The following is a 22651-nucleotide window of genomic DNA, read 5'->3' on the forward strand; positions in this document are numbered from 1 at the left end:
AACTCAAAATCAGTTGCTGCTCTCACGCCGCATGGTCGTGGATCCTTCAATGTTGGTGTGTCCCATCGCGAGAGTGTTTGGTAGCCAGCTGTTTTCGGCGATTGGGATGTAAACGTTGACTGTGACCAATTCCACTCCGGTGGAACCGTCGCTCGTGAAATCGACGGTTGAGCTGCCGCCACTGATTCCCATCAAACCAAGTTCTTCCTCCACTCGAGAGGAAATTTCGCTCGTCGTTGCCGATGGCTTGATTGCAACTCGAGCGCCCTCGCGGGTGGCATGAATCGCACTGTCACGAAGCATGCTGAGTCTTCCGAGTTCGATCAGCCCGAAGGTCAAGAAGATCATCAACGGAGCAATGAATGCGAATTCGACGGCCGCAGCGCCATGACGCAACAAAGACGGTCGTCGAGATGTGCTGGCAGTGCATCCCGTCTTCTTGCGAGGGCCTCGTTCCCGAGAGACTTTCGACTCGGCGCGTCTCCGGCGGGCAGGTCTTCCTTTCAATGAACGTTTCATGAGATCAGTCCACCAACATTGCAGGAGAGTACAAAAACTCGCTGTGGACATTGCCTGCGACGTCGAATTCGCACCCTCTCGCAATCATCGGGGTGGGCTGAATCGTCAGGTGCTTCTTCTTCATCGGGCCGGTTAGCTTCACGCTGAGGATTCTCACGCCTTCCCACCGCACGATCGTGTAATTGGCGTTGTTGCCGTTGCCTTGCACCTTGCGGAAGATCGGAATGATCCTTTTCTCACCGATGATGGAGCTGAGTTCGGCTTTGATTCCCGCACTGATTCCCGTGTCGCCGTTCAAGGACAGTTCGCCGTGTTCATCAAAGACCAATTCACGTCCCAAAGCATCAAAATCATCTTGCGAGATTCCATAGAGAATCTGGCGGCGAAGATCGCTGGTGCTGTTGTTGGATGATCCAATGTCGACCGTTCCACGATTACCAGGAGCACCGGTTCCCGTTGGATAGAGTGAGCATTCGTGGAAGCCGTCGCTTCCTTCCACGACCGATCCGTTGAAGTACATCAAGTCGTCAGAAGTTTGTTTGTCACTGACCAGTTGCCAAGTTTCCTCATCCAGAGCAATGGGCAAGATGTCAATCTTGGTTCCATTGTTCGGTGGACGCTTGAACCCGCTGATATTGTGTTGGAATGCTGCAGTCACGCTTTGACGAAGAGATTGCGATTTTCGACCAGTCAATCCAGCCAGCTGCAACGGAAGTTCGCCATGAGCCGAGTTTGTCAGATGTAGATTGACGCGGACCGCGTTGGCAGACGCCCAATCATTCATTGGCTCAAAGACTTGAGTCGCATGATCGTAAGATCCAATCTCGACCGCGTGATCGACTGAGCCAACATGAGCCTGGATTTGTCCGATGTGATTGGCTGAGCTGATTCGGTCTGCTGAAGACTTTACCTGGCTGACGCCGTCGTGGTCCCCGTTGACGCGAGCGTCATACAACGCCCAGGCTCCCGCGAGTGCAGCAGAATCGGCGGACCTGGAAAGTTCTGTTCTCGCGGTGTTGATGTAGGCGAATTCTGAAATGACCGCCAGAACTGTGAACAACGCGACACAGAGAATGAGGCCAAAGATTCCCGCGGCGCCGCGTCGGGATTCAGGTTCTTGAATGCAATAGCGGAGTTGGATGATCGATTTGGATGACATTTGATTTCAACTGGATGATGGCAGAACGCGATGGTTGGAGACGAACGGATGATCTTCTGAAGATTCGTCCACTGTGCATTGGCACGATACGTTGATCCGATCGTTCGATCACGAATTGATCGATGTCGGTGTCAGATTGACTGTGATGACTTGGTCACTGCCATCCTCAAAAACGACCCGGATAGTTTTCAATCGAATCGAACGAACACGATTGGCTCCGAATCCGATGTCGACATTCGCGAGGCTTGTATCGGGGTGATATTTCATCAGGCCATCACCGCTCTCATGTGGCATTTCAACCAAGTAGTCAGGGCCTCCAAAGGCTCCCCAATCAGCCGACTCACCATTTTTGATCGCAAAAAGATAGCGAGAGTTCTTGACGGCCATGACGGTTGTCCATCGGATGCAGTCGTTGCTCGCTGACCAGTTTTGAAAGTCTCCACCACGTTCGTGGTCGACCGCCTTGTCGTTGACCGCGGCAGTGACGCGGAACCCACCGCTTGAATAGGTTGCATCCGCCGCGTAGTTCAGTTGCAACTCGAAGTAGCGAGATTCGTCGTCTCGGTTCGGAAAGACGAAAAACGATACTTGTGGCGAATTGATGTCAGGCTCGGGATCGCCCAGAGTCAGTTCCCAGTTTTCTTCGATGAAGTAGATCGATTTACGATCGTCTGCAGAGACGTCGCTTGGGGTGAGTGAAACCCATAAGCCCAGCAGGCTCGCGAGGAGTAGCTTTAAAAGGACAAGTTCGTTCCGCATGGTGTGCGCCTTCGGTGTGAGCAGGAAATCCCCCCCGCTCGATGTGACAACCACATCTTCTCGCGATGTCGATAAGCATCCAGGGCGGTCTGGCAGTCCAAGTTTTTCAACATGGATCCATGACTTTGCGTCCCACGTTTACACGCGGTTTGCCGTTTTCTTGAATGTCGAATCGGAAGCCCACAACTTCGCTAATAAGAACACTAGGTCACGAATGAGCAGGTGGGCTTTCGTGAGCCATCCCCGGTTGCAAATTGTGCGACTGCGACAGTGGTTCGCCCGCTCGTGCCGGTTGAAACGATTTTGCGGCGGAATGGGCGGTCTTTGGTGCTCGAGGCCAGCGGGGCAAAGGTGTGATGAATCGTGGGGAACACGGTCATTCGGAATGGTGTATCCTGTAACGCCCGCCTCTGCCCCCACCTTTTGATCGACGGTTCTGTAATGAAGAGTCCGTTCGCCCCGCACTTGTTTGACAACGTCATCGCTCAATCAAACCGCGATCGATGTTGTTCGATCGCCAATCGTTGGCTGACCGCTCGATGGATGCTGGTTTTTTTTTGGCTAACCATCGGTTGTGCAGCGATGGTTTCCGCGGATGAATCGAACGAAGAATCCTTTGACTTCTTCGAAGCTCGCATTCGTCCGGTTCTGATCAAGCATTGCTATGAATGCCATGCGGAGGATTCGGAAGACCTCGGCGGTTCGTTGCGTTTGGATGTGAAGGACGGATGGGAAGTTGGCGGTGACAGTGGGCCGGCCATCCGACCTGGCGATCCCGCGGCAAGCGAACTGATGGCGGCGATTCGTTACGAGTCCTCCGAGATGCCACCCTCGGGAAAGCTGCCCGACCACGTGGTGCGAGATTTTGAAAAATGGATTCGCGATGGTGCGGCTGATCCAAGATTGATGGATGAAGAGGAACAGCTCACAAGTTCTCAGCCAAAGTCATTCGACTGGGAACAGGCTCGGCAGTTTTGGGCGTTTCAGCCTCCACGTGCGAGCGAGTCGCCGGTTGCGTTTGATTCTGATTCCGCGATCGATGCCTACCTGCAACGACGCTTGGACGCGGAAGGTTTGACCGCGACTCCGATCGCAAGCCCGAGTGTGCGGTTGCGACGTTTGGCGTTTGATCTGACTGGGTTGCCGCCTGATCCTGAAACGCTTCGGCAATTTCAAGCGGATCCCAGCGACGCACATTGGCGGCGATTGGTGGATCGCTATCTGGCCAGCACGCAGTTCGCGGAACATTGGGCGAGGCACTGGATGGACGTGGCTCGCTATGCCGACAGCAACGGCAGCGATTTCAATGCGACCCATCACGACGCTTGGCGGTATCGCGATTACTTGGTGCGGTCGTTTGCCAACGACATGCCGATCGACCGGATGATTCGCGAACAGATCGCGGGTGATTTGATGCCGGCGTCTTCCGATGAAGATCGACGTGACAAGTTGGTCGCCACCACATTCTTGATGATCGGCACCAAGATGCTGAGTGAACGCAACAAGACCAAGTTGCGGATGGATGTGGTCGACGAGCAACTCGACACGGTCGGACGTGCTTTTCTTGGCATGACGTTTGGTTGTGCTCGCTGTCACGATCACAAGTTTGATCCCATCACCACGCGAGACTACTACGCGATGGCGGGGATCTTTCGCAGCACGCGAACACTGCATGGCGAGTCGCAGCAATACGTCAGCACTTGGAAGAAAACTCCGCTTCCCATTTCAAAGAAGCACAAGGAGTCCATTCGCGAACACGAAAAATCGCTGCAAGGCCTCGATCAAGAGATCAAAGCAGTCGAGGCTGAACTGAAGGTTCTGGCAGAGAAGACGGAACTCGAAGGCATCACGATCGATGATGTCGATGCCGTTCGTGAAGGTCACTGGGTTGAATCGACGTACAAATCTGGGTTTGTTGGCAAAGGTTATGTGCACGACGAAAACCGAAACAAAGGCGAGGCGTCGATCCGGTTTGCCGCGGTCTTGCCCAATGCCGGACGGTATGAGCTTCGGGTTCACTACAACTCCAGCGGCAATCGGGCGTCGAATCTGCCTATCGTGGTGCAGTTGAACGACGAGACTCACAATCTGGTTTTGAATCAGACGGTTCCTCCGACGACGGGCACTTACAGCGTGCTGAAGGAGTTTGACTGCGAGGCGGAAACCCGGTCGCAGGTCACGCTTTCGAACCGTGGGACGGATGGTTATGTGATCGCCGATGCCGTGCAGTGGGTTCAGGTCGATGGCGAAAAGGACCAGGGTGAATCAGACGCGGCGATCGAACAAAGCATCGCGATGCGAACCACGTTGACTCAGACACTCAAGCAACTGAAGTCACAACGAGCCGATTTGGTCGCCAATGCTCCGCCCCCCGTTCCGACCGCGATGGCGCTGGCCGATTTACCCATCGATGAGCAGGAGGATTGCCCGATTCATATTCGGGGTGAGGTCAGCAATCTGGGCGACATCGTCCCGAGAGGCATTCCGCAGGTCTTCAGCGAATCCACCACCGCTTTTGAACCCTTGGAAGGAAGCGGTCGGTTGGAGTTGGCACAGTGGTTGACCGATCCTGATCACCCGCTGACCGCGCGGGTCAGTGTCAACCGAATCTGGATGCACCTGATGGGCGAAGGACTGGTGCGGACCGTCGACAACTTCGGCGTTCGTGGTGAGAAACCAACTCATCCCGAGTTGCTGGATGCGTTGACGATCGACTTTGTACGCAACGGTTGGCGTCAGAAGCGTTTGATTCGAAACATCGTTTGCAGCGACGCGTATTCACGATCGATGGTTTCGGATGACGACCCGCGAGTCTCACTCGATCCTGAAAACCGACTGCGAGGTCGGGCCGTTCGCAGACGCATTCCCGCGGAAGCGATTCGCGATGCGATGTTGGTTGCTGCCGGCACGCTCGACCCCAGCGGTCGTGAAAACTTGATGGATAGCTATGCCACCTTGGTCAGTCAAAACAACGCCAACTCCAAAGCGACCACCAAGTTTGGGCTGGATGATCCAAAGCGAACAATCTACTTGCCATTGATTCGATCCGAAGTGCCACCGTTGCTGGCGAATCTTGACGCGGCGGATCCGGATTTGTTGGTTGGGAAACGACCGACAACGAACGTGCCGGCGCAAGCGTTGACGTTGATCGGCAGCCCCGAGGTACGTCGATGGGCGATGCAAACGACGAAGCGAATGATGAAAGAGACAGCCGACGACACGCAGCGTGTCCGGTGGGCCTGCGCGGTGTTGTTCTCTCGCGACCCTCGACCGGTCGACGAACAAATCTTGCACGCTTGGTTGGAAAGCGATGTGGCGAAGGCCATGTCGAGCGACGAAGAACGTTATCGCGAATGGATCGCGGCGATGTTTGCGAGCACCGAATTTCGATTTTTGGATTGAGGCGAAACTGATGAAACTGAACCGTCGAGATTGCTTGGTCCAATCGACTTGGACGACTGGAGCGTTGGCTGTCACCGCGTCGGCGATGCCCGCGTCGAATGTGTGGGCCAATGACTCGGGTGTGCAGACGCCTGTGCAGCATCACGCGGCGAAAGCCAAGCGGGTGATCTTCTTGTTCATGCATGGCGGACCGTCGCATGTCGACACGTTTGATTACAAGCCGCGGTTGATCGCCGACAACGGAAAAGATTTGCCGTTTGAGTTGCCGCCTCAAATCAGTGCCAAGCCAACGTTGCTGGCCAGCCCCTGGAAATGGTCGCAACACGGTGAGGCTGGGTTATGGGCAACCGATTTATTGCCGGAGATGAACAAGCATCTGGATTCGCTGTGCGTTGTTCGGTCCATGCACACTCGCGGCCAATCACACGGCCAAGCGGTCGGAATGGTCAACACGGGCAGCGACAACTTTGTCCGCCCCAGTGTTGGTGCATGGATCAGTTATGCATTGGGGGCCGGGCATCCGGATTTGCCGGCTCACGTCGCGATCGCACCCGCGACCGCCCATGGTGGACCTCGCAATTATGGGGCCGCGTTCTTGCCGGCCAAGCATCAAGCGACCGTGGTCGGCAAAAACGGTCAGATTGGCGATGGAAAGATCGCCTACTTGGATGCGGCTGAGGGATACCAGTTTGACTTGGTCAACCAGATCAATCGAGGCCATGTGCAATCCGCAGGGCGGGACCGAGCGACCGATGGTGCCATCGAGGCGGTCGACTTGGCCAATCGGATGCGAGGCACCGCGCCGGAGGTAATGGATTTGTCGGAGGAAACCGAAGCGACCAAGAAACTGTACGGGATCGATGAGAAGACGACCGACTCGTTTGGACGCAGTTGTTTGATGGCGCGTCGGTTGGCGGAATCCGGGGTTCGATTCATCACCGTCAGCAGCGGCCAAGTGTGGGACCAACATGGCAACTTGAAGAACGGTCACCAGAAAAATGCAGCCAAGACGGACCTGCCGATCGCAGGATTGTTCGCGGATCTGAAGCAACGCGGGCTCTGGGAAGACACATTGGTCGTGTGGGGCGGCGAATTTGGACGGACGCCCGTTGTTCAGGGAAGCAATGGTCGCGACCACAACCCGCAAGGATTCTCAATGGTGCTGGGCGGTGGCGGGATTCGCGGCGGAATCACGTACGGAGAGACCGATGACTATGGCTACTACGCGGTTCGCGATCGCGTTCACATGCATGATTTGCACGCGACCATGCTGCATCAACTTGGAATCGACCACGAGTGTTTGACGTATCCCTACGCTGGTCGCGATTTTCGACTGACGGACGTCCACGGGCGGGTGGTTGGCGAAATTGTTGAGTCCTAAACTCGAGTCCTGAGATGGTTGGCTAGTTTTGGGATCGGCTGGTAAGTTGGCGGTCATAGAAGACCGAATTCGAACTTGCTGGCTTGATTGAACCGAAATGAACGCTTCTGAATCTCGCTCTGGTGCTCATCGGCCCAGTGGCAAAAAAGGCAAAAAGACCACGGTGGCGGGGATCGTTCTCGCGGTCGTCGTAGGGGGCTACACGCTGCTGCGGCCATCGATCAACGAGGCAACGGGGTGGAACTTGCCTGCGTTGCCCGGCAAACAGGTCGCCAAGGATTCGGTTGCGGACAATTCACCTTCACCTGTTTCTGAAAAAAAGAGCAGCTCGCGTTCGGTCCCAAAGCAAACCGAATCGGCGAAACCCTTAACGCCTCGAGTTGAAAGTCCAACTCGATCGGAACGGGACGAGTCCGCCCAGTCGCCCGGACCGCTTGCGTCCAAGATGACTCGCGGCGATCCACAGTCGGGCACGTCGGCAGTCTCCAATGCGGACAAGTCGGATTTGGAGTACGGCCTGCTGAGAGAAATCAGCCCGGACCGGTTTCTCTCTCCCGCCGGTGTGCTGTACACGCCTGGAAGTGCCGAAGGCCATCGCCTCGAACATCTTCGTCGTCACACCGAGGACCAACCCAATCGCTCCGGCAAACACGGCGTGTTTGATGGCGACATGGAAGGTGCCCTGGTAACGATCGATAAGGCGTACGAGAAGGCACAAGCGAATCAACGGACGACCAAAGAAGTGGATGGCAAGCGAACGATCTACACCGTCGACATGGGAAAACGAGTTGGCTTTGTAGGTGGACGCGACGGGCAGAGAAGTCGCAACCCAATGGCCCGGCGAGTGCGTTTGGTGCTGGAAGGCAATCGCTTGATCACCGCGTTTCCGCTGTAGGTCCCATTCCGCATTGTTGAATCAACATGCGAAAATGCCACTTTGAAATCAATCTTCAATGGCACAACCCGAATCATTCCGTTCTTGTTTGGAAGTCAATTCTGTGACTCACCCCGATTCCAATTCCGATGTTCGACACAGCGTTGGTTCGTGCCCGATTTGCGAACAAGGTTTGTGCTCCATTCGTGCGTGTGGATTGGTCGACGACAAACCTTCACACGGTTTGGTGGTCTGCGACGAATGCGAAGCGATCTGGTTGCAACCCAATGTCCAGGGCGTGCACATTTATGCCGATGCGGAAACACCCAAGTGCCCGATCGATCAATCGCCGCTGTACCACGGCAACAATCGCTGGGCGACTCTGGATGACATTGACCGATTGGGATGGTCCGATGCCGTGAATCCCGATCTGACGTATCAACCGGATTCGGATGATTCGTAAGCCGGAATTGCAAACTTCGTTCTGGCAGCCCCCAGTAGTTGCGACCGGATGAACGGCGGTTTGACTTTGTACCGCCCTGCTCTGCCCTGCCCTCCCCTGCCCCATTTTACATCTTTCACTTTTGGAAACTTGACCTTGTCGGAAATCTCCTTTGACCCGATTCTCGCCTCCGGTGCCGACCCGGTTCAGGCTGGTGTGGCACTGAAACAGTTGGCAGACGATCCAAACTTGACCGGCCCCATGTTGGTGGACGCACTCGCGGAAGACTCATCGCGTTTGATGGATGCGGACCCAGCGATCACGGGTGGCTTGCTTCGATTGATTCACCTGAAAACGTTGAGGGCTGAGGGCGATCCACTGTCGGAGATTGAACCCGCTGCGTTGGGAAAAATCATCGAATCGCTTTCGCCGGAAGTTTCCAATCGGCACCTGATGCTTCAGTTGTTGGCGATGCGCCGGACACCGGAATCGCTGGGCGTCTTGGTCACGCAGCTTGGGCAGTCACCGCCAAAGGGTTGGATGGCGGCGGCGCAGATCCTGAGCCCGTTGATGCAGCACAATGATTGGCAGATCAGCGCGGTTTTTCCCGCTCTGTTGGATTCAATTTCGGAGCCTTCTTTGGCGGCACCCATTTTGGATTTGGCGGGTCACATCACTCGAACGGGTTTGGTCAACGAACATCCTGCCAAGGGACGCATTGCATCGCTGAACGCTTTGCTCGGCCACGTCGCGGGACGTCTGGCCAAGTTCGAAGAAGACCCTCGCAGCTTTGGGACCGAGGTGGAGCAAGTCCAAGCGGTTCTGGGCGAAGCGGTGGCGCTAGCGGTGTCGCTGTGCGATGCCATTGGATTGATTGGCGATGAAAGCTCCATCGGTGAGTTGAACAAAACCTTGGATCTGAAGCATCGCCGAGTCCAATGTGAGGCCGCGGGGGCTCTGGCAAAGTTGGGCGTCGATTCTGGCAAAGAACGCTTGGCAGAATTGGCGGGCGAACCAGCCGCTCGTTTGCGAGCGATCGCTTACGCCGATGAGTTGGGACTGGAAGATTTGATTGACGTGGAACACCGCGAGCCACGTGCGATCGCGGAGGCGGAGATGGCGTTGTGGTTGACTCAGCCACAGCAGATGGGCGTGCCACCGACTGGAGTCGAGGTAGTGGATTCTCGCCGGATGCTGTGGCCCAGCTTTGAAGATCCAGTCGACGTGTTCTTGGTCCGCTTCGAATACAACTTTGGCGAAAAACAGTACAGCAACATTGGGCTGACGGGACCGACCGTCTTCGCCATCTCATGCGATGTCGCGGACTTTCCACCCGAAGACATCTACGCGATCTATGCTGGTTGGCACGCGGATCACCCAGACATCTTCACCGTGTCGTCGAAGGAGTTCAACGAAGCTCAGCGCCGGATTGTTGAGCCATTGCAGACCTACTTGGAACGGGTCGGGTATGAAGAGGTGAAAGTCGACCGGTTGGGATTCTTCTTGGATGAAACGGCGGCGGTGTTCACCGCGGTGCGGAACGAGAAGGAGTGCGTTGTCGTGACCGATGGTTTGGAAACGATTGATTTGCCCACTGGCGGAAGACTGCGTCCGCCCCAGCCCGAGGATTTGTTTCACCTTTACAAGGGCCGCAAGATGTTACGAACGTTCAATCCCAACGGCATTTCGGAGTAGTTGAACGATGAGGCCATTTGGTACCGGAACGATCCAGGAAACACAAAACCAACTGCGACATGAATTCAGTGAATTCGCGGAGCAGTGGCAGCGGACCAAATCGGTGTGGCGTGACGAACCAGCGCGTCAGTTCGAAGAGCAGTGTTTGGCCGATCTGGCCCCGACGCTCAATCGAGTGTCCTCTGCACTTCAAACCTTGGTCGACGCGATTCATCAAGCCGACCGGGTGTTGAAAGACCCCGAGGAAATGTCTGGTTGATCATTTTGACACGTAGGGCATATTTTGATTGCCGTCTCTGTCGATGCTACAACGAAGGTTTAGGTTTGCTGCTAGCGAATCATTTTCATCAATTGTGTGACACAAATCTCCGAAATGAATTGCACCTGTCCAACAGGTGTTGACTCGCAACACGGCACGAACAATTTCTTGATTGATGTACGTCATCTACCGAATTACCTATCCAAATGGTAAGATTTACATTGGGCAAGACAGGACCAACAACGTCAATTATTTCGGCAACGCCAATAGCAAATTGATTGCGGAAGACTTTTTACCTTTAGCGAGGCAGTCGTTCACTGTGACCCGCGATATTCTTTGGTCGTCACCTGTTGCATCAGCTTCAGAATTGACACAAAAGGAAATCGAATTCATTCGGAAGTTCAGTTCCAATGACCCGAAAATCGGTTACAACCGCTGGCCGAAATTTCGCGAGGACAAAGTGACTCCGTAATCAACAAGGACTTGACTTCACGCCCATGCGACATTTCAGGATTGTTCTATTTTCCGTAGCTTCATGCGTTGCGACTTCAAACGCGAGCGGTAGCTGAAGCTTAAGTGACTTGTTGATCAGGCGGGTGCTGAGCAGCGTGATGGAGGGTGCCGAATGACGCACCTAATCGCCTCTGAGCTATGCTTCTGACTTCTTCTCTTTAAAGAGCAATCCTTGAATTGTTGGCTGCATGATTATAGCTCCGTTGTTTTGCGACGGAATTTGCAAGTCACCGTTTCTAAATCGAAATCCATGATGAGACTGTTGTTGATCCGAATGAGGTGAATCGTACGGCACAGGGCGTTTGGGCATCTCATGCCTTGGTTGAAGGTCTGGATGTGGACGAAGAAGTGTTTCGGCCAATTTAGCGGGCTGCTGATTTGATGAGCCGCACCGCGTTGGCGGCGGTTGGTCAGACGGCAACCGGCTAACGTCCTTCGCTAATTTTTGTCATCCGGCATACGACCAAATCAACAGCCCGCTGTGCGACTGGTCTGGTCATGCAGCCCTCACGACGCGTTCCCAAAAGTAGGCTTTTTCTCTAGTATCCTGGCTGCTTTGACGATTTCCGTTCGGCGAACGACGGCCAGGACATGGATTTTTTCCGAACCTTCACTTTGACGATCCGCTTTTCAACATGGCGGTGGTCCTCACCGCCGGTGTGCTCGGTGGAGAGCTTTTCGCGCTGATTCGACTTCCAAAAGTGACTGGTTGGATCGCTACCGGAATCTTGCTTCGTCAATTGCGGCTGCCGGGGATGGACACGGTTCTGGATCCCCAAGCACTGGACCGGTTTGGTCCCTACATGAATTTTGTGTTGGGGTTCATCGCGTTCACGGTGGGTGCCTCGTTGTACTTTGGCAGTTTGCGAAACACCGGCAAACGGATTGGTTTGCTGCTGTTGGGCGAGGCATTGATCACACCGACGTTGGTCGGTTCGATGATGTACTTTGGTGGGATGTGGCTGGATTCTTCCATGTCTTTGCCGCCCGCCGCGTTGTTCGCCGCGATTGCAATCGCAGGTGCTCCCGGGACCACGGTGTTGGTGATTCAAGAAGCGCGAGCACGCGGGATTTTGACTCGCACGTTGTTGGCGGCGATCGGTTTGATTGACATGGTCGCCGTTGCGGTCTTCGTCTTCATCTCAACGTTTTTGGCGGATGAGTCCGGTTGGGTTCACGCACTTGAGAGCGTTAGCGTCCAGTTTGCCGTGACGCTTGCGATCGGTGCGACTTGCGCGCTGCTCGCGATCGTGATGGTTCGTACTTTGGTCAGCCCCGCGTTTCTTGGGCCGTTGATGGTTGCGGTCGTTTTAGGAGCTTGGGGGGCTGCGGCAAGCTTTGGTACATCGGGTGGAATCCTGGCGTGCACATTCGCTGGGATCACACTGACCAATTCTCGCCACGATTTGGTGCGATCAGGGGAAGCGTATCTGAACTCGATTGGTGGAGCGTTGTTTGCGCTCTTCTATACCTTCGCGGGGATGAAGCTGGATTTCACTCAGATACCGCCGGTCATCGGTTTGGTTGCGCTGTACTTCTTGGCTCGTTTGTTTGCGAAATCGATCAGTGCCTACACCGCGATGAGCTTGTCCGGGGCGACCGACAACGTCCGCAAGTATCTCGGGATGTCATTGTTGCCGCACGGGGGCGTCGCGGTTGGTTTGATCATTCTGGTCGGGAGCGAACAATCGGGGTTCTCCGATGAAATCAAGTCGATGGTGACAACGGTCGGTTTGTCGGCTCTTGCGATCAATCAGTTGCTAGGCCCCAGTGCGACGCGGTTCGCTCTGACGCAAACGGGCGAAGCTCGCAAGGATCGACCGCGATTGTTGGATTTCTTGCAAGAGAACCGAATCATGGTTGATTTGGATGGTGACACCGAGGAGATTTTCCAGAAGCTCACGAACCTGCTTTATGCCACGACACCAATGAGCACGCCGCAAGAAAAATTCTTGGAGTCGGTGCGAGCCCGTGAATCTTCGCAAACGACTTGTTTGGGAACAGGACTGATGATTCCCCACGCGATCATCGATGAACCGGGCGACAACGAAGTCAAAGGCGTTTTGGGAATCAGCAAGAAAGGCATCAAGCTCAACACACCCGATGGACGCGCCGTGCATGCGGTGCTGTTGTTGGCCACTCCCGAATCAAGCCGAAAGCGTCATTTGGAAATTCTTTCGGCGTTTGCGACCGCGATCACGCGAGACATCAACATTCGCGAGCAGTTGTATCGCTCTCGCAGTGCGGCTCATGCCTACGAAGTGCTTCACGCTGATGATCTCAACGATGTGAATTACTTCCTCGAGGACGCTCAGCATCGTGCCGGTTTGTTGGAACAGGATGAGGAAGCAACATCATGAATCAACCTAAGCCCGATACCCAGTGCGGTTGCCCGGACGTGGATCCCGCTCACGCCGTTCGCGTTGCTGTGATCACGCTCAGCGACACGCGTGGCAAAGCAGAAGACCGCAGTGGCGATCGGATCGTCAGCTTGCTGGAGGAAGCTGGTCATGCCGTCGCGAAACGGATGATTCTGAATGATGATTCCGAACCGCTTGCGAAGCTGTTGAGCGAGCTTGCCGAAGACGATTCGCTCGATGCCGTGATCACAACGGGAGGGACCGGCATCGCGCCGCGAGACATGGCGGTCGATGTCATTGAGTCCATGTTGGATGTGACGTTGCCCGGATTCGGGGAACACTTTCGTGCCATCTCGATTGCCGAGATCGGTCCCAAGGCGATGCTCAGTCGCGCCACCGCGGGGCGGATGAAGTCCAAGGTGGTGTTCGCGTTGCCGGGATCAACGGGGGCGGTCACGACTGGGATGAACCAGTGCGTGCTGCCGATTCTCAGACATGCGGTGTCGCTGGCCTCACGCTGAATCACTGCGTTCAAACCACCGGCTGCTATCTGCAATCCCATGGGGAGATAACTCGCGCGAGCCTACACTCTTTCGAAGATCGAACATTGAGCAGCCCGGCGAACACCCACACGGCTCACATGGTTATGGCCGCTCCTGCCCGCTTGCTTAGCGAGGCACCAAGAAGCAACTGAAGTGGTCACGGGAAAGTTGTGTCAGCATCGAGCGGGCTTGCTCGGCGTATTGCGGGTCCAGTTCCGCGGCGAGTTGAGCGTTCTCGGCCGCAAGCGATGTCTTTTGATGTTCTTTGTAGCTGGTCGCCAGCAGAAAATGATTTTCGGCGGTGGGGGCCAGTTGCACGAGCGTTTGGTAGGCCTGCTCTTCCAAACGCCGATCACCCAATTGCCGGGCTGCGAAAGCGATGCCCTTGTAGGCACTGATCATCGCGTTGTTCTTCGCGGGGCTGTCCGGTTGTCGTTCCCAGTGTTTCAGCGAACGCTCGTAACCTCGCATGCTCTCGGCAGGTTGTTCCAAACGCTGTTGGCACAGTCCATAAAAGTCGAGGCTGATCGGATGGAAATTGCGACCGGACATCATCGGTCGGATCCAGCCGAGAGCCTCGTGGTTGCGGTCGAGCTGAACGAGGGTTGTGATTCGCCGTCCGATCATCGCGAGAGTCAGATTGCGAGGCATGGGTTGTTGGATCTCTGCTTCCAAGCGAGCCTTTTCATCGCGAAGGTTGCTCTCCAAGGTTGCCAGGTCCGTGTTCGCAGCGGTCAGGCTGGGATTGAATCGACGCAATTGTGAACAATGTTTCCAAGCCAGAGCGACGCGGTTGCTGGCCAATGATTCGTTCAGCTTTTTCTCGAGCGATTCCGCCGCGGAATGCGTGTAGGTGGCGGGAATCGCAATTGTGGCTGTACCAAACAACAGCCACACCCAAGCCGGCAAAGCTTGCTGACCGCCCTGCCCTGCCCCGATCGCAGGCTGTTCGAGCTGCGCCGGCGGTTGCGGCGAAGCGATGGCGAAGCAGAGGTTCGCGGCGGCAAACGCGGTGAGACAGGACAGCAATGCTCGAGCGATGGTGATTGCGAGCAGACTGCTCGACAGTGAAATTCCATGACTCGCGACTGCCAGGCAAAGGCCCCCTAAGAACAAGCAAACACCCAGGGCGATCGCGGAGGAACGAGATTTCTTGGCAACTCGTCTTGCTGCGGCGAAGCCAATTGGCAAGGAGGACAACATGGAGATGGCGTAGATGTCTTCGCGGCCAAACCACTCCAGGTGTCCGCTCGGATCGAGTAGCAAGTGACGAATGGCCGCTAAGACGGCGATCACCGTGGGCGGCCAGAGAAGCCAGTCTGCCGGCAGGTTCTTCCTCGGCGTGTTGTTTGGTTGCGTCATGCGGCACCCGTGGAGGAAGCGGGCGCGACTCGTTTGGGAGACTTCCACAGCAGGCCGTCAAAGCAGTAGTGCCAGAAGGCAACGACCAGGTTGATCAGCACCCAGGATTCAAAAAAACCACGAGAAAGCAGGTAGTTTCCTAGGCCGATGACAAGGACGAACATCACCAGGAACAACATCCAAATTTTGGAGAGGCGTGCCAGCGGATTGTTCGCTTTCTTGGATCCAGGCTTCCTCATCGACCAAGTCACAATGGACATGTATTCCATCGAATGGAAAATGGCGGAGGCGAGTGCGAGTTGGATGACCAGTTGGCTGTTTTGGTAATGAGCGGCCAACAGTAACGCGGTGAAGAGGGACATCACGCTGAGCAGATACAGCATGCTGCCCAAGGAGTGGTTGCCAAGCTTCGCGAATCGATGGACGGCGGAAACGGCAAACGCGAAAGGAATCAGTAGCATCCACCAATCCAGAGGTTCCACTCCAGCGAACGAGGGAAACGGTCCTTCGGGCCAGCCAAATCCTGCGGCACGGGCGATCGTGTAAAGCAGGAATCCGCGGAAGAAGATTTTTTGAAACAGCGGCCCTTTGCGTTGTACCAATCGATTCAGCGAATTGGATGGGTTGGTGCCCGCACCGCTTTCCGCGTTCCGGTCAAACGGATCGGACGACTTGGCGGCTTGTTTGGAGGATGCTTGGCGTTGGTAGATTCGAAAGATGCCGTGATGCTGTGACGAGAAATGCCAGGCGTTCCAGATGTAATCGATCATTCCGAGGCAAAGTAGTGACCCGGTTCCCATCTGCAATCCAACGCAGACGGTCAGGATCGCGAGGGCCAAAGCAGCAAAGAGCCACCGGCGGTCTTGGGCCTTGTGGTGATCGACGGAGACCAGAACGATCGTGATCCATCGGTGTGGCGCGGTGATGAAATAAATTTGCCAGAACAGCAGGCCTTCGTGTGTGGTCGCTCCACCAAAGACATCGACGAAGACCAGCAACGGCCAAAACAAATTCGCGATGAAGATGAGGTCGATGAGCGGCGAAAAAAGGAACCCGCTTTTCGCGTCGGTCGGGGCATTCGTTTGCGATGTTTCTCGCAATCGAGAGGCAGGCGGATCCATTGCCGGACGAGTGTTTGGTGACTGGGTGACGACGCTCATGGAGATGCCTCCGAGTTGGGCTCGGTCGCGTGCGAAGCGGTGCCCTCAACGACGCGAATCCAGTGATCGCGAAAAGCAATTCCTTGGGTCCAGGGCGTCAGTGGCATGTGGCATTCGATGCAGTCTCCCGTTGGGGCTTCGGGGCAAATTGTCGAAGCCTGCGGTTGATGACAGCTTTGGCATTGCTTGATGTATTGCGGGCGATCATGCGAGGTGGTGTCGTGTGGATCGTGGCAAGTCGAGCAGGTGAGTTCACCGGACGATTGCAGGTAGCATTCGCTTTTCTTCAGTCCGTAGGGCTGGAAACGAGCACGTTCGGCGGCGGTGGAATCCTTTGAAACGGAACGCTCGTCGCGATGACAAGCACTGCAGGTTTCCATGTGTGCGCTGGCATCGTGTTGATCGATCATGGGTTTGCTTTGTTCAGGCAATCCGCGACCTGCAAGAATGACATGTTGCTTGCGTGGGCCATGACAGCGTTCGCACCCGACATTTGCAATCATGGTTTGGGGCGTCAGGGGCAACGGTGGAGGCGGGACTACCGTGGAGTGGCATCCAATGCAAGAACGCACATCCATGGCATCCATGGGGCGACCAAAGCATTCGGCTGTGCCTTCACGGAAAGTCTCGTATTGATCGTGATCGGGAGTCACATTCAGTTGGTCGTTGCCTAGGAAGGATGACCAACGCATCTCGATACCGCGAGAACCATCCTTTTGAATCGCGATGGGAGTTTGGGCGTGGGTGCCTGAGCCCAACAGCCAGTTGACGGCGACCGACACGCGTGCGGTTTGCGTGTTTGACGGTGCGGGCTCATTCGTGGTCGCCCTTCCCTGCCCCGTCGAGGTGCTGACCAAAAACTGGTTCGCATTTTGAGTGAAGCGGAACGTTTGCTCACGCAGCGAATCTTCGTATTCGCCTTGTTGCAAAAGTCGCTGAGCCAATTCGGAGTCCACCATTGGTGTGGCGGTTCGCGAATGACCGGACCGAAGGTGGGCTTCGTATTCAGCCGGATGGCAAGCCTGGCAGGCTTGGTCCCCGGCAAACTGAGTGGAGACGAATTGGCTCCACTGCTTCGCCGCTTGGGAGATCGACGCGCCGGAGGTGTTGGGAGGCTGCGTTCGCCGTGCGTCTGATGGCGGCGCAGGTTCGATCGACATCAGGTCACGTGCGACGCTAGCCGCACAGACTCCAATGACCAAAAGCATCAAGAGCCCCAGAAACTGGAGGCTCTTTGCAGAAAGAATCTTCGAGAACAAGGGATGCCTTGAAAAGCGATCAACCCAAAGGAGCGTCTTTGATTTTCCATTCCTCACCGACGCGTTGCAGCACCCAGTTTTGGGTGGTGGTTCCAACGTCCGAAGCCTTTTTGGCGCGGTCCGCAGTGGAAGTTGCAACGACACCACCGAAGATTTTGACAGGGACTGTCAGTTGGTCGCCATTGACTTCTGCTTCGCCGGCAATTTCATAGCCACGTTGAGCGTAGTCTTCGCGGTTTTCAGGAGCCGTTCCGTCAACGAACGCGGTGGGGAACATTTTAGGGTCGCCAGCGATATCGCCGAGGCCCAAGACGCTCGCAAATGCGTTTTGCTCAAGGGTTGCTTTTGGTGGAGCCGAGGATCCACAGCCGATGCAGGTGAGCAACGCCAGAACAGGGAACAGTTTGATTAGGTTTGGAAGGTTCATCTGGTTTGAAAATGAGGTGAGAGTGTTCAAGAGATTGGGAACTCAGTCCTCCCCTCGCTCTGAGGGGAGATCGTGCAGTTTGTTGATGCAAGTATTTATGCTGCTTTCTCGCACTAAACCTCTCCCGAAACGAAGTTTTGGGGGGGGGGGCATGGGAGGTGGCGAGGATTGCCCTCCCCCGGAAATCTCGCTGGACGCTCGTTTTCCGACCCCTCCCGCTGCGCGGGCGGGGTTCGCAAGACGTCACAAACACAAACCTCAAAAACTTCACGACCTCTGGGAGAGGAGAGTTGGAAGGCGTGCAAGAAAGTAGTTTGGGCCGTTAGGCGAGAGTGCGACGAAGCATCGAGGACAGTTTCGCCGCGTCCGATCGATCAGGGCATTTCGAAGACTTCGCTGTTCTTCGCCGTCGCCAGAGGATGCCAGACGTTCTCTTTGTCCACCGAGTCGGTGATGAAGCGAACGGAGCTGTCAGCCATCAGGATGTTGACTCCTCCGGTGTGGTGACTGCGAGCGGCGGCCCAGATTTCAGCGGTGTCGCGTTGTTCCAAGCAAGCCAAGTAAGGGTTGAGCTTGTCTTCTGGAATGGTTTCGTCGCACGCGGCGAGCACGTCTTTCTCTTTGCTGTTGGGGCTGGTGAAAGCCGAGAAGATCGTGGCACCCATGGCAGGCGACATCCAGGTACCACGGATGTCGGTGCTTGAGTTGTGGTTGAGGATTTCGCTCATTGCCATGGTGTTGCTCATGCCGTCGAGGAAGTCTTCGCTGCCCATGCCGTTTCGGTTTTGGAAGCGGTCGCCAGCAATGCCGTCTTTGATGATCACGTCTTGGTGAACGTAGTAAGTGCCGAATGCACCTGATGTCAGGTCGCTTTCCCACGACAGCATGTCACCCGATCCCCAGTTGGCGGCGTAGTTGGAACCCTTTGCAAGTGATTCCAGTCCGTAGCTTCCGTCTGAGAATTGGTTGGTCACTCGAGGTGCCGAAGGGCAGGAAACGAAAGAGCCCAACTGTTCGCGGCCGATGTGTTCGAATTCAGCGTAGTATTCGCAGTGATCACAAGGGTTCATGGTGTGACCCGTGACGGAATCTTCGCAGCGGGTGATCAGTTCCCAGACACCGGGTTGTTCCATGTAAGGGAACAACATTGGCAACCAGTGCCATCCCAGTTCGTTCTGACCGTGCTGCCAGCCACCGGTTTTGAAGCGGTTGCCGTTTTCGTCATAGTTGACGTTGCCTGGCGGGAACGAACCGAATGCGGCCATGTGGTTGTGCAGGGCGATGCCAAACTGTTTGAAGTTGTTTTGACACTGCATACGACGAGCGGCTTCACGGGCGGCTTGGACGGCTGGCAAAAGCAGACCGACGAGCACACCGATGATGGCGATCACGACCAAGAGTTCGACCAGTGTGAAACCAGATCGCTTTGCGGTCCGTTGATCACACATGCGTGGATTTTGGATTTTCATTGGGTTGTTCTGAAGTTCTCGAGAGGAAGAATGATTGAGATATTCGGATGAGGGTGCCTCCGGAGAACCAAGATCTTTGAGTCCCCGAAATCGAGCGCGGGGATTAAAACAGAAAGCGTGACGGACGTTGTTAACGTTCGGTGAAGTAACTGTGTAAGTAACGCGATGTTTGAGCGTGGTCGGGCTCAAGGTCCTCGTAGCCGGTCTGAGGCGGTTTTCTGGCCCCTAAGCAGGTTGCGAGAACCGAAACAATTTTTGCGTCCATGCAACACCCTCGCTTGAAAGCTGGGAAATGAAGACCGGTGCGATCGACGAACGGCACGGTCCGGTAGCGAACAGCAACGAGGAAGATCCCCCCGAATCGAGCGGTTTCGGCCCATTGGGGCGAATGGTCTTCCCTCAGTGGAGTGGCGAGAGCCATTTTCCTCAACGCCGGAGAATCTTAGGGCTATTGAGTTTGAGTTGCGTTCGGTTGGGCTCGCATCGCTCTTGCGAGGTGGCCAAGCGAAGGACCGTCTCAGCGGCCGCGCATAAAAAATCACCGACATATGTGATGTGTCGGTGATCAATGAATTTGGAGCGAGCTGCCCGAGGACAGTCACGCAAGGATCAGACAGGGAAGCCGACCGGAGCCGGGATGTTTCCAAAACTGGATGAGTTGGCAGCGACCATTGCCGCGAGTCTTGACTCAGGAGCGTGAGATTTGCATCCGAAGAAACCACGCTTTTGAATCACCGTTGCAACCTCTGGTGGCACGTGTTTCTTCCAATCGTCGTCTCCGGATTCGATCATCTTCAAAACTTCCCGAGAGAACGTCGAAAGGTGTTCTGGGTTGTAAGCGTGCAGTTGTTCGATGCAGCCTTTGCCAACCAAGTAGTCGTAGAGTTTTCGCAGTTCGGGCGCGATCTCTAGATTCTCCACGGTGGTCAGTTCACCAGTCTCTCGATCCATCAAAGGATAGACGTAGAGTTTCAAATCGTTTTTAAACATTCGTCCGAACGACTCGAGAATGCCGCCATCGAGTTGGGTGTAGTACTTTTCTTCGAACAGTTCATGCAGACTGCCCGCACCCATCGTGATCGCGATTTTCTTTTTGGTGTATTGCGAGAGATAAGCCGCCAGGCGGTAGTACTCGAAGTAGTCCGAGATCAGCACCGTCATCCCGCAGGCGGCGAGTGTGTCGACGCGAGCGAGGAAGTCTTGCAGGTCGATCTCGCCATTGGCGCGAAGGTTTCGCATCGTGATTTCGGCGAGCGTCACGACTTGGTCTGGATCGACATCGTCTTCTTTGCGGAAGCTCTTTTGTGCAGCTTGGATCATGTCCATGTTCACATGAGTGACAGGACGGTAGCTGCCGCGTTCAACCAAGATTGGTTTTTTGTAGAGCACTTCCGCGGGTTGAAGGACTTCGCCATCAGCCGAGAACATGGCTGCTTTACTGAGTCCGAGTTGCACCAATCGAAGGCTCATCACGCGGTTGTCGACGTGTCGAAACGCGATGCCCGAGAATTCGATCATGTCGATCTCGATCCGCTGCGTGCTGAGGTTGTCCAGCAACGATTCGATCAGCTGATCGGGTTCGTGATTGAGGAAGAATGCACCGTACAACAGATTGACGCCAACGATACCGAGGGCTTCTTGTTGGGCCGCGTTGTTGTTGTCCAGCATTCGGACGTGGATGATGATCTGGCTGTCTTCATCTCGCGGATGAGCTTGGAAACGAATGCCCATCCAACCGTGGCACTCGTTGGTTCCGTGATAGTTGCGAGCCGAGACCGTGTCAGCGAACGCGAAGAATGCGGTTGAATCGCCGCGTTGTTCTTTCAGACGCTCGATGTTCAGTGTGTGTTCGCGGGTCAGCATGTCTTCCAAACGTTGCCGGCAAACGTAACGTTGGCATTCGCCATAGATCGCATCGCTGACCGCCATGTCATAGGCCGACATGCTTTTGGCGATCGTGCCGGCGGCGGCTCCGACGCGAAAGAACCAACGGACGACTTCTTGTCCAGCGCCAATTTCGGCGAACGAACCGTAACGTCGCGGATCCAAGTTGATTTGAAGTGCTTTACGCTCGGTCGATGGACGTTCGTTGGTCATGTTGTTTTCCCGTCTGGAAGAGTTGCCCCAAAATCACAACAACATCTAGGTGACAATTTCGGGACTTCCAAATGCTTTTTTTCGGTCGGGCAAACCAGGCGACGCGTGCCGGCTGTTTGGTCGTTGCAATCGCTACAAACCGGGAATTTGGCGTGTGGCGACTGTCCAAACGGGTGGCTCGGAATGGTTCTGCGAGACCGGCGTGAGAAGCGTTACAATGTGGGATTGGCACTTTGAGTGTTGTTCGAGGCCCGTTCAGGTGATTGAGATGAAAACGAAGATGATGTCACGACGATGGTTCGCGAGTCGTTCAGCCATGGCGATTGGCGGTGCGGCGATGTGGACGACGCCCGGTTTGTTTGCCGAAGAGCTTTTGAAGCCAACGCCGCCGTTGACGGAAGGGCCGTTCTATCCGGATCGATTGCCGCTGGACCAAGACAACGATTTGATTGTCATCGGTGATCACACGACGCCGGCCGTTGGCGATGTGACTCACCTGACCGGTCGCGTGTTGACCGCGGCGGGCTCTCCGGTTCGCAATGCGACGATTGAAATTTGGCAGTGCGATGCCAACGCGGTCTATCTGCATTCGCGTGACAGCGATGGAAAGAAAGAGCAGCAAGACAAGAACTTCCAAGGCTTTGGACGTTTTGAAACCGCCAGCGACGGCGGGTACCGCTTTCGAACAATCAAGCCGGTGCCCTACCCCGGTCGGCCCGCTCCGCACATTCACATCAAGGTCAAACAGGGCGACAAGGATCTGTTGACGACTCAGTTGTTGATTCGTGGTCACGAAGGCAACAAGCGAGATGGCGTGTTTCGGCGAGTAACGGATCCTGCCAAACGCGAATTGTTGGTGGCGGATTTCAAGCCGATGAAAGAATCGAAGATCGGCGAATTCGCTTGTCAGTTCGACGTGATTTTGGGGCAAACGCCCGCCGACGGTTGAAATGCCGAAGATACCGCCTCGAA

At 55.3% G+C, this 22651-nt stretch carries 19 protein-coding genes and 1 riboswitch; of the genes, 10 read left to right on the forward strand and 9 right to left on the reverse strand.

The features are described from left to right. Positions 1 to 9 precede the first annotated feature (9 nt). The 3 genes from RE6C_RS27345 to RE6C_RS27355 form a co-directional block, all read right to left on the reverse strand. Positions 10 to 519: a TadE family protein gene (locus tag RE6C_RS27345; RefSeq protein ID WP_236618566.1), complete on the reverse strand. Its 510-nt coding sequence runs from the start codon at positions 517 to 519 to the stop codon at positions 10 to 12. A 4-nt stretch (positions 520 to 523) separates the two neighbouring features. Beyond that, entirely contained in the window at positions 524 to 1678 is a 1155-nt protein-coding gene (locus RE6C_RS27350; protein WP_008661908.1) for a Tad domain-containing protein, read from the reverse strand. A 108-nt stretch (positions 1679 to 1786) separates the two neighbouring features. Continuing rightward, on the reverse strand, positions 1787 to 2437 hold the full coding sequence (locus RE6C_RS27355; protein WP_008661909.1) for a hypothetical protein: 651 nt from the start codon (positions 2435 to 2437) through the stop codon (positions 1787 to 1789). Between the two features lie 80 nt (positions 2438 to 2517). Then, a riboswitch (cyclic di-GMP riboswitch) is annotated at positions 2518 to 2601 on the reverse strand. 277 nt (positions 2602 to 2878) lie between these two features. Between RE6C_RS27355 and RE6C_RS27360 the strand changes: the two genes are divergently transcribed. From RE6C_RS27360 to RE6C_RS27400, 9 genes are all read left to right on the forward strand, one after another. After that, positions 2879 to 5839 carry a DUF1553 domain-containing protein gene (locus RE6C_RS27360; protein ID WP_008661912.1) on the forward strand — a complete coding sequence of 987 codons (2961 nt, stop codon included), beginning with the start codon at positions 2879 to 2881 and terminating at the stop codon, positions 5837 to 5839. 10 nt (positions 5840 to 5849) lie between these two features. Continuing rightward, on the forward strand, positions 5850 to 7220 hold the full coding sequence (locus RE6C_RS27365; RefSeq protein WP_008661914.1) for a DUF1501 domain-containing protein: 1371 nt from the start codon (positions 5850 to 5852) through the stop codon (positions 7218 to 7220). A gap of 97 nt (positions 7221 to 7317) precedes the next feature. Further along, positions 7318 to 8115 carry a hypothetical protein gene (locus RE6C_RS27370; RefSeq protein ID WP_008661915.1) on the forward strand — a complete coding sequence of 266 codons (798 nt, stop codon included), beginning with the start codon at positions 7318 to 7320 and terminating at the stop codon, positions 8113 to 8115. Positions 8116 to 8173: 58 nt separating this feature from the next. Further along, positions 8174 to 8557 carry a hypothetical protein gene (locus RE6C_RS27375; RefSeq protein ID WP_008661916.1) on the forward strand — a complete coding sequence of 128 codons (384 nt, stop codon included), beginning with the start codon at positions 8174 to 8176 and terminating at the stop codon, positions 8555 to 8557. A gap of 129 nt (positions 8558 to 8686) precedes the next feature. Then, the gene (locus RE6C_RS27380; RefSeq protein WP_008661918.1) at positions 8687 to 10231 is read left to right on the forward strand and encodes a HEAT repeat domain-containing protein; all 1545 of its coding nucleotides are present in this window, start codon (positions 8687 to 8689) and stop codon (positions 10229 to 10231) included. A 7-nt stretch (positions 10232 to 10238) separates the two neighbouring features. Next, the gene (locus RE6C_RS27385) at positions 10239 to 10490 is read left to right on the forward strand and encodes a hypothetical protein (protein ID WP_008661921.1); all 252 of its coding nucleotides are present in this window, start codon (positions 10239 to 10241) and stop codon (positions 10488 to 10490) included. Between the two features lie 175 nt (positions 10491 to 10665). After that, positions 10666 to 10962, forward strand: coding sequence for a GIY-YIG nuclease family protein (locus RE6C_RS27390; RefSeq protein ID WP_008661923.1), 297 nt, complete (start codon positions 10666 to 10668; stop codon positions 10960 to 10962). 676 nt (positions 10963 to 11638) lie between these two features. Beyond that, complete coding sequence (locus RE6C_RS27395; protein ID WP_008661925.1) at positions 11639 to 13363, forward strand: cation:proton antiporter domain-containing protein; 1725 nt, start codon at positions 11639 to 11641, stop codon at positions 13361 to 13363. Further along, on the forward strand, positions 13360 to 13884 hold the full coding sequence (locus RE6C_RS27400) for a MogA/MoaB family molybdenum cofactor biosynthesis protein (RefSeq protein WP_052035046.1): 525 nt from the start codon (positions 13360 to 13362) through the stop codon (positions 13882 to 13884). The genes RE6C_RS27395 and RE6C_RS27400 overlap by 4 nt, the downstream gene beginning before the upstream one ends. A 147-nt stretch (positions 13885 to 14031) precedes the next feature. On the opposite strand, the gene RE6C_RS27405 is transcribed toward RE6C_RS27400, so the two are convergent. The 6 genes from RE6C_RS27405 to RE6C_RS27440 form a co-directional block, all read right to left on the reverse strand. Next, on the reverse strand, positions 14032 to 15267 hold the full coding sequence (locus tag RE6C_RS27405) for a tetratricopeptide repeat protein (RefSeq protein ID WP_039963618.1): 1236 nt from the start codon (positions 15265 to 15267) through the stop codon (positions 14032 to 14034). Further along, entirely contained in the window at positions 15264 to 16427 is a 1164-nt protein-coding gene (locus RE6C_RS27410) for a hypothetical protein (RefSeq protein WP_008661929.1), read from the reverse strand. The genes RE6C_RS27405 and RE6C_RS27410 overlap by 4 nt, the downstream gene beginning before the upstream one ends. Further along, positions 16424 to 17635, reverse strand: coding sequence for a cytochrome c3 family protein (locus tag RE6C_RS27415; RefSeq protein WP_008661930.1), 1212 nt, complete (start codon positions 17633 to 17635; stop codon positions 16424 to 16426). Before RE6C_RS27415 ends, RE6C_RS27410 begins: the two co-directional genes overlap by 4 nt. A gap of 70 nt (positions 17636 to 17705) precedes the next feature. Beyond that, positions 17706 to 18113, reverse strand: coding sequence for a hypothetical protein (locus tag RE6C_RS27420; protein ID WP_008661931.1), 408 nt, complete (start codon positions 18111 to 18113; stop codon positions 17706 to 17708). Positions 18114 to 18487: 374 nt separating this feature from the next. Beyond that, positions 18488 to 19582, reverse strand: a complete 1095-nt coding sequence (locus tag RE6C_RS27430) for a DUF1559 domain-containing protein (protein ID WP_008661932.1) — start codon at positions 19580 to 19582, stop codon at positions 18488 to 18490. Between the two features lie 609 nt (positions 19583 to 20191). Next, positions 20192 to 21679 carry a hypothetical protein gene (locus RE6C_RS27440; RefSeq protein WP_008661934.1) on the reverse strand — a complete coding sequence of 496 codons (1488 nt, stop codon included), beginning with the start codon at positions 21677 to 21679 and terminating at the stop codon, positions 20192 to 20194. 259 nt (positions 21680 to 21938) lie between these two features. On the opposite strand from RE6C_RS27440, the gene RE6C_RS27445 reads away from it, so the two are divergent. Continuing rightward, complete coding sequence (locus RE6C_RS27445; RefSeq protein ID WP_008661938.1) at positions 21939 to 22628, forward strand: dioxygenase family protein; 690 nt, start codon at positions 21939 to 21941, stop codon at positions 22626 to 22628. The last annotated feature ends 23 nt before the right edge of the window (positions 22629 to 22651 follow it).

This window comes from Rhodopirellula europaea 6C, from assembly GCF_000338295.1.
Classification (GTDB): Bacteria; Planctomycetota; Planctomycetia; order Pirellulales; family Pirellulaceae; genus Rhodopirellula; species Rhodopirellula europaea.

Bases quoted from the DNA above. Each gene is read 5' to 3' on its own strand.
- RE6C_RS27405 (WP_039963618.1), bottom strand. From the start codon at position 15,267: ATGACGCAACCAAACAACACGCCGAGGAAGAACCTGCCGGCAGACTGG.
- RE6C_RS27390 (WP_008661923.1), top strand. From the start codon at position 10,666: ATGTACGTCATCTACCGAATTACCTATCCAAATGGTAAGATTTACATT.
- RE6C_RS27365 (WP_008661914.1), top strand. From the start codon at position 5,850: ATGAAACTGAACCGTCGAGATTGCTTGGTCCAATCGACTTGGACGACT.
- RE6C_RS27385 (WP_008661921.1), top strand. From the start codon at position 10,239: ATGAGGCCATTTGGTACCGGAACGATCCAGGAAACACAAAACCAACTG.
- RE6C_RS27420 (WP_008661931.1), bottom strand. From the start codon at position 18,113: ATGAACCTTCCAAACCTAATCAAACTGTTCCCTGTTCTGGCGTTGCTC.
- RE6C_RS27415 (WP_008661930.1), bottom strand. From the start codon at position 17,635: ATGCTTTTGGTCATTGGAGTCTGTGCGGCTAGCGTCGCACGTGACCTG.
- RE6C_RS27375 (WP_008661916.1), top strand. From the start codon at position 8,174: ATGGCACAACCCGAATCATTCCGTTCTTGTTTGGAAGTCAATTCTGTG.
- RE6C_RS27360 (WP_008661912.1), top strand. From the start codon at position 2,879: ATGAAGAGTCCGTTCGCCCCGCACTTGTTTGACAACGTCATCGCTCAA.
- RE6C_RS27430 (WP_008661932.1), bottom strand. From the start codon at position 19,582: ATGAAAATCCAAAATCCACGCATGTGTGATCAACGGACCGCAAAGCGA.
- RE6C_RS27400 (WP_052035046.1), top strand. From the start codon at position 13,360: ATGAATCAACCTAAGCCCGATACCCAGTGCGGTTGCCCGGACGTGGAT.
- RE6C_RS27350 (WP_008661908.1), bottom strand. From the start codon at position 1,678: ATGTCATCCAAATCGATCATCCAACTCCGCTATTGCATTCAAGAACCT.
- RE6C_RS27410 (WP_008661929.1), bottom strand. From the start codon at position 16,427: ATGAGCGTCGTCACCCAGTCACCAAACACTCGTCCGGCAATGGATCCG.
- RE6C_RS27440 (WP_008661934.1), bottom strand. From the start codon at position 21,679: ATGACCAACGAACGTCCATCGACCGAGCGTAAAGCACTTCAAATCAAC.
- RE6C_RS27395 (WP_008661925.1), top strand. From the start codon at position 11,639: ATGGCGGTGGTCCTCACCGCCGGTGTGCTCGGTGGAGAGCTTTTCGCG.
- RE6C_RS27370 (WP_008661915.1), top strand. From the start codon at position 7,318: ATGAACGCTTCTGAATCTCGCTCTGGTGCTCATCGGCCCAGTGGCAAA.
- RE6C_RS27355 (WP_008661909.1), bottom strand. From the start codon at position 2,437: ATGCGGAACGAACTTGTCCTTTTAAAGCTACTCCTCGCGAGCCTGCTG.
- RE6C_RS27345 (WP_236618566.1), bottom strand. From the start codon at position 519: ATGAAACGTTCATTGAAAGGAAGACCTGCCCGCCGGAGACGCGCCGAG.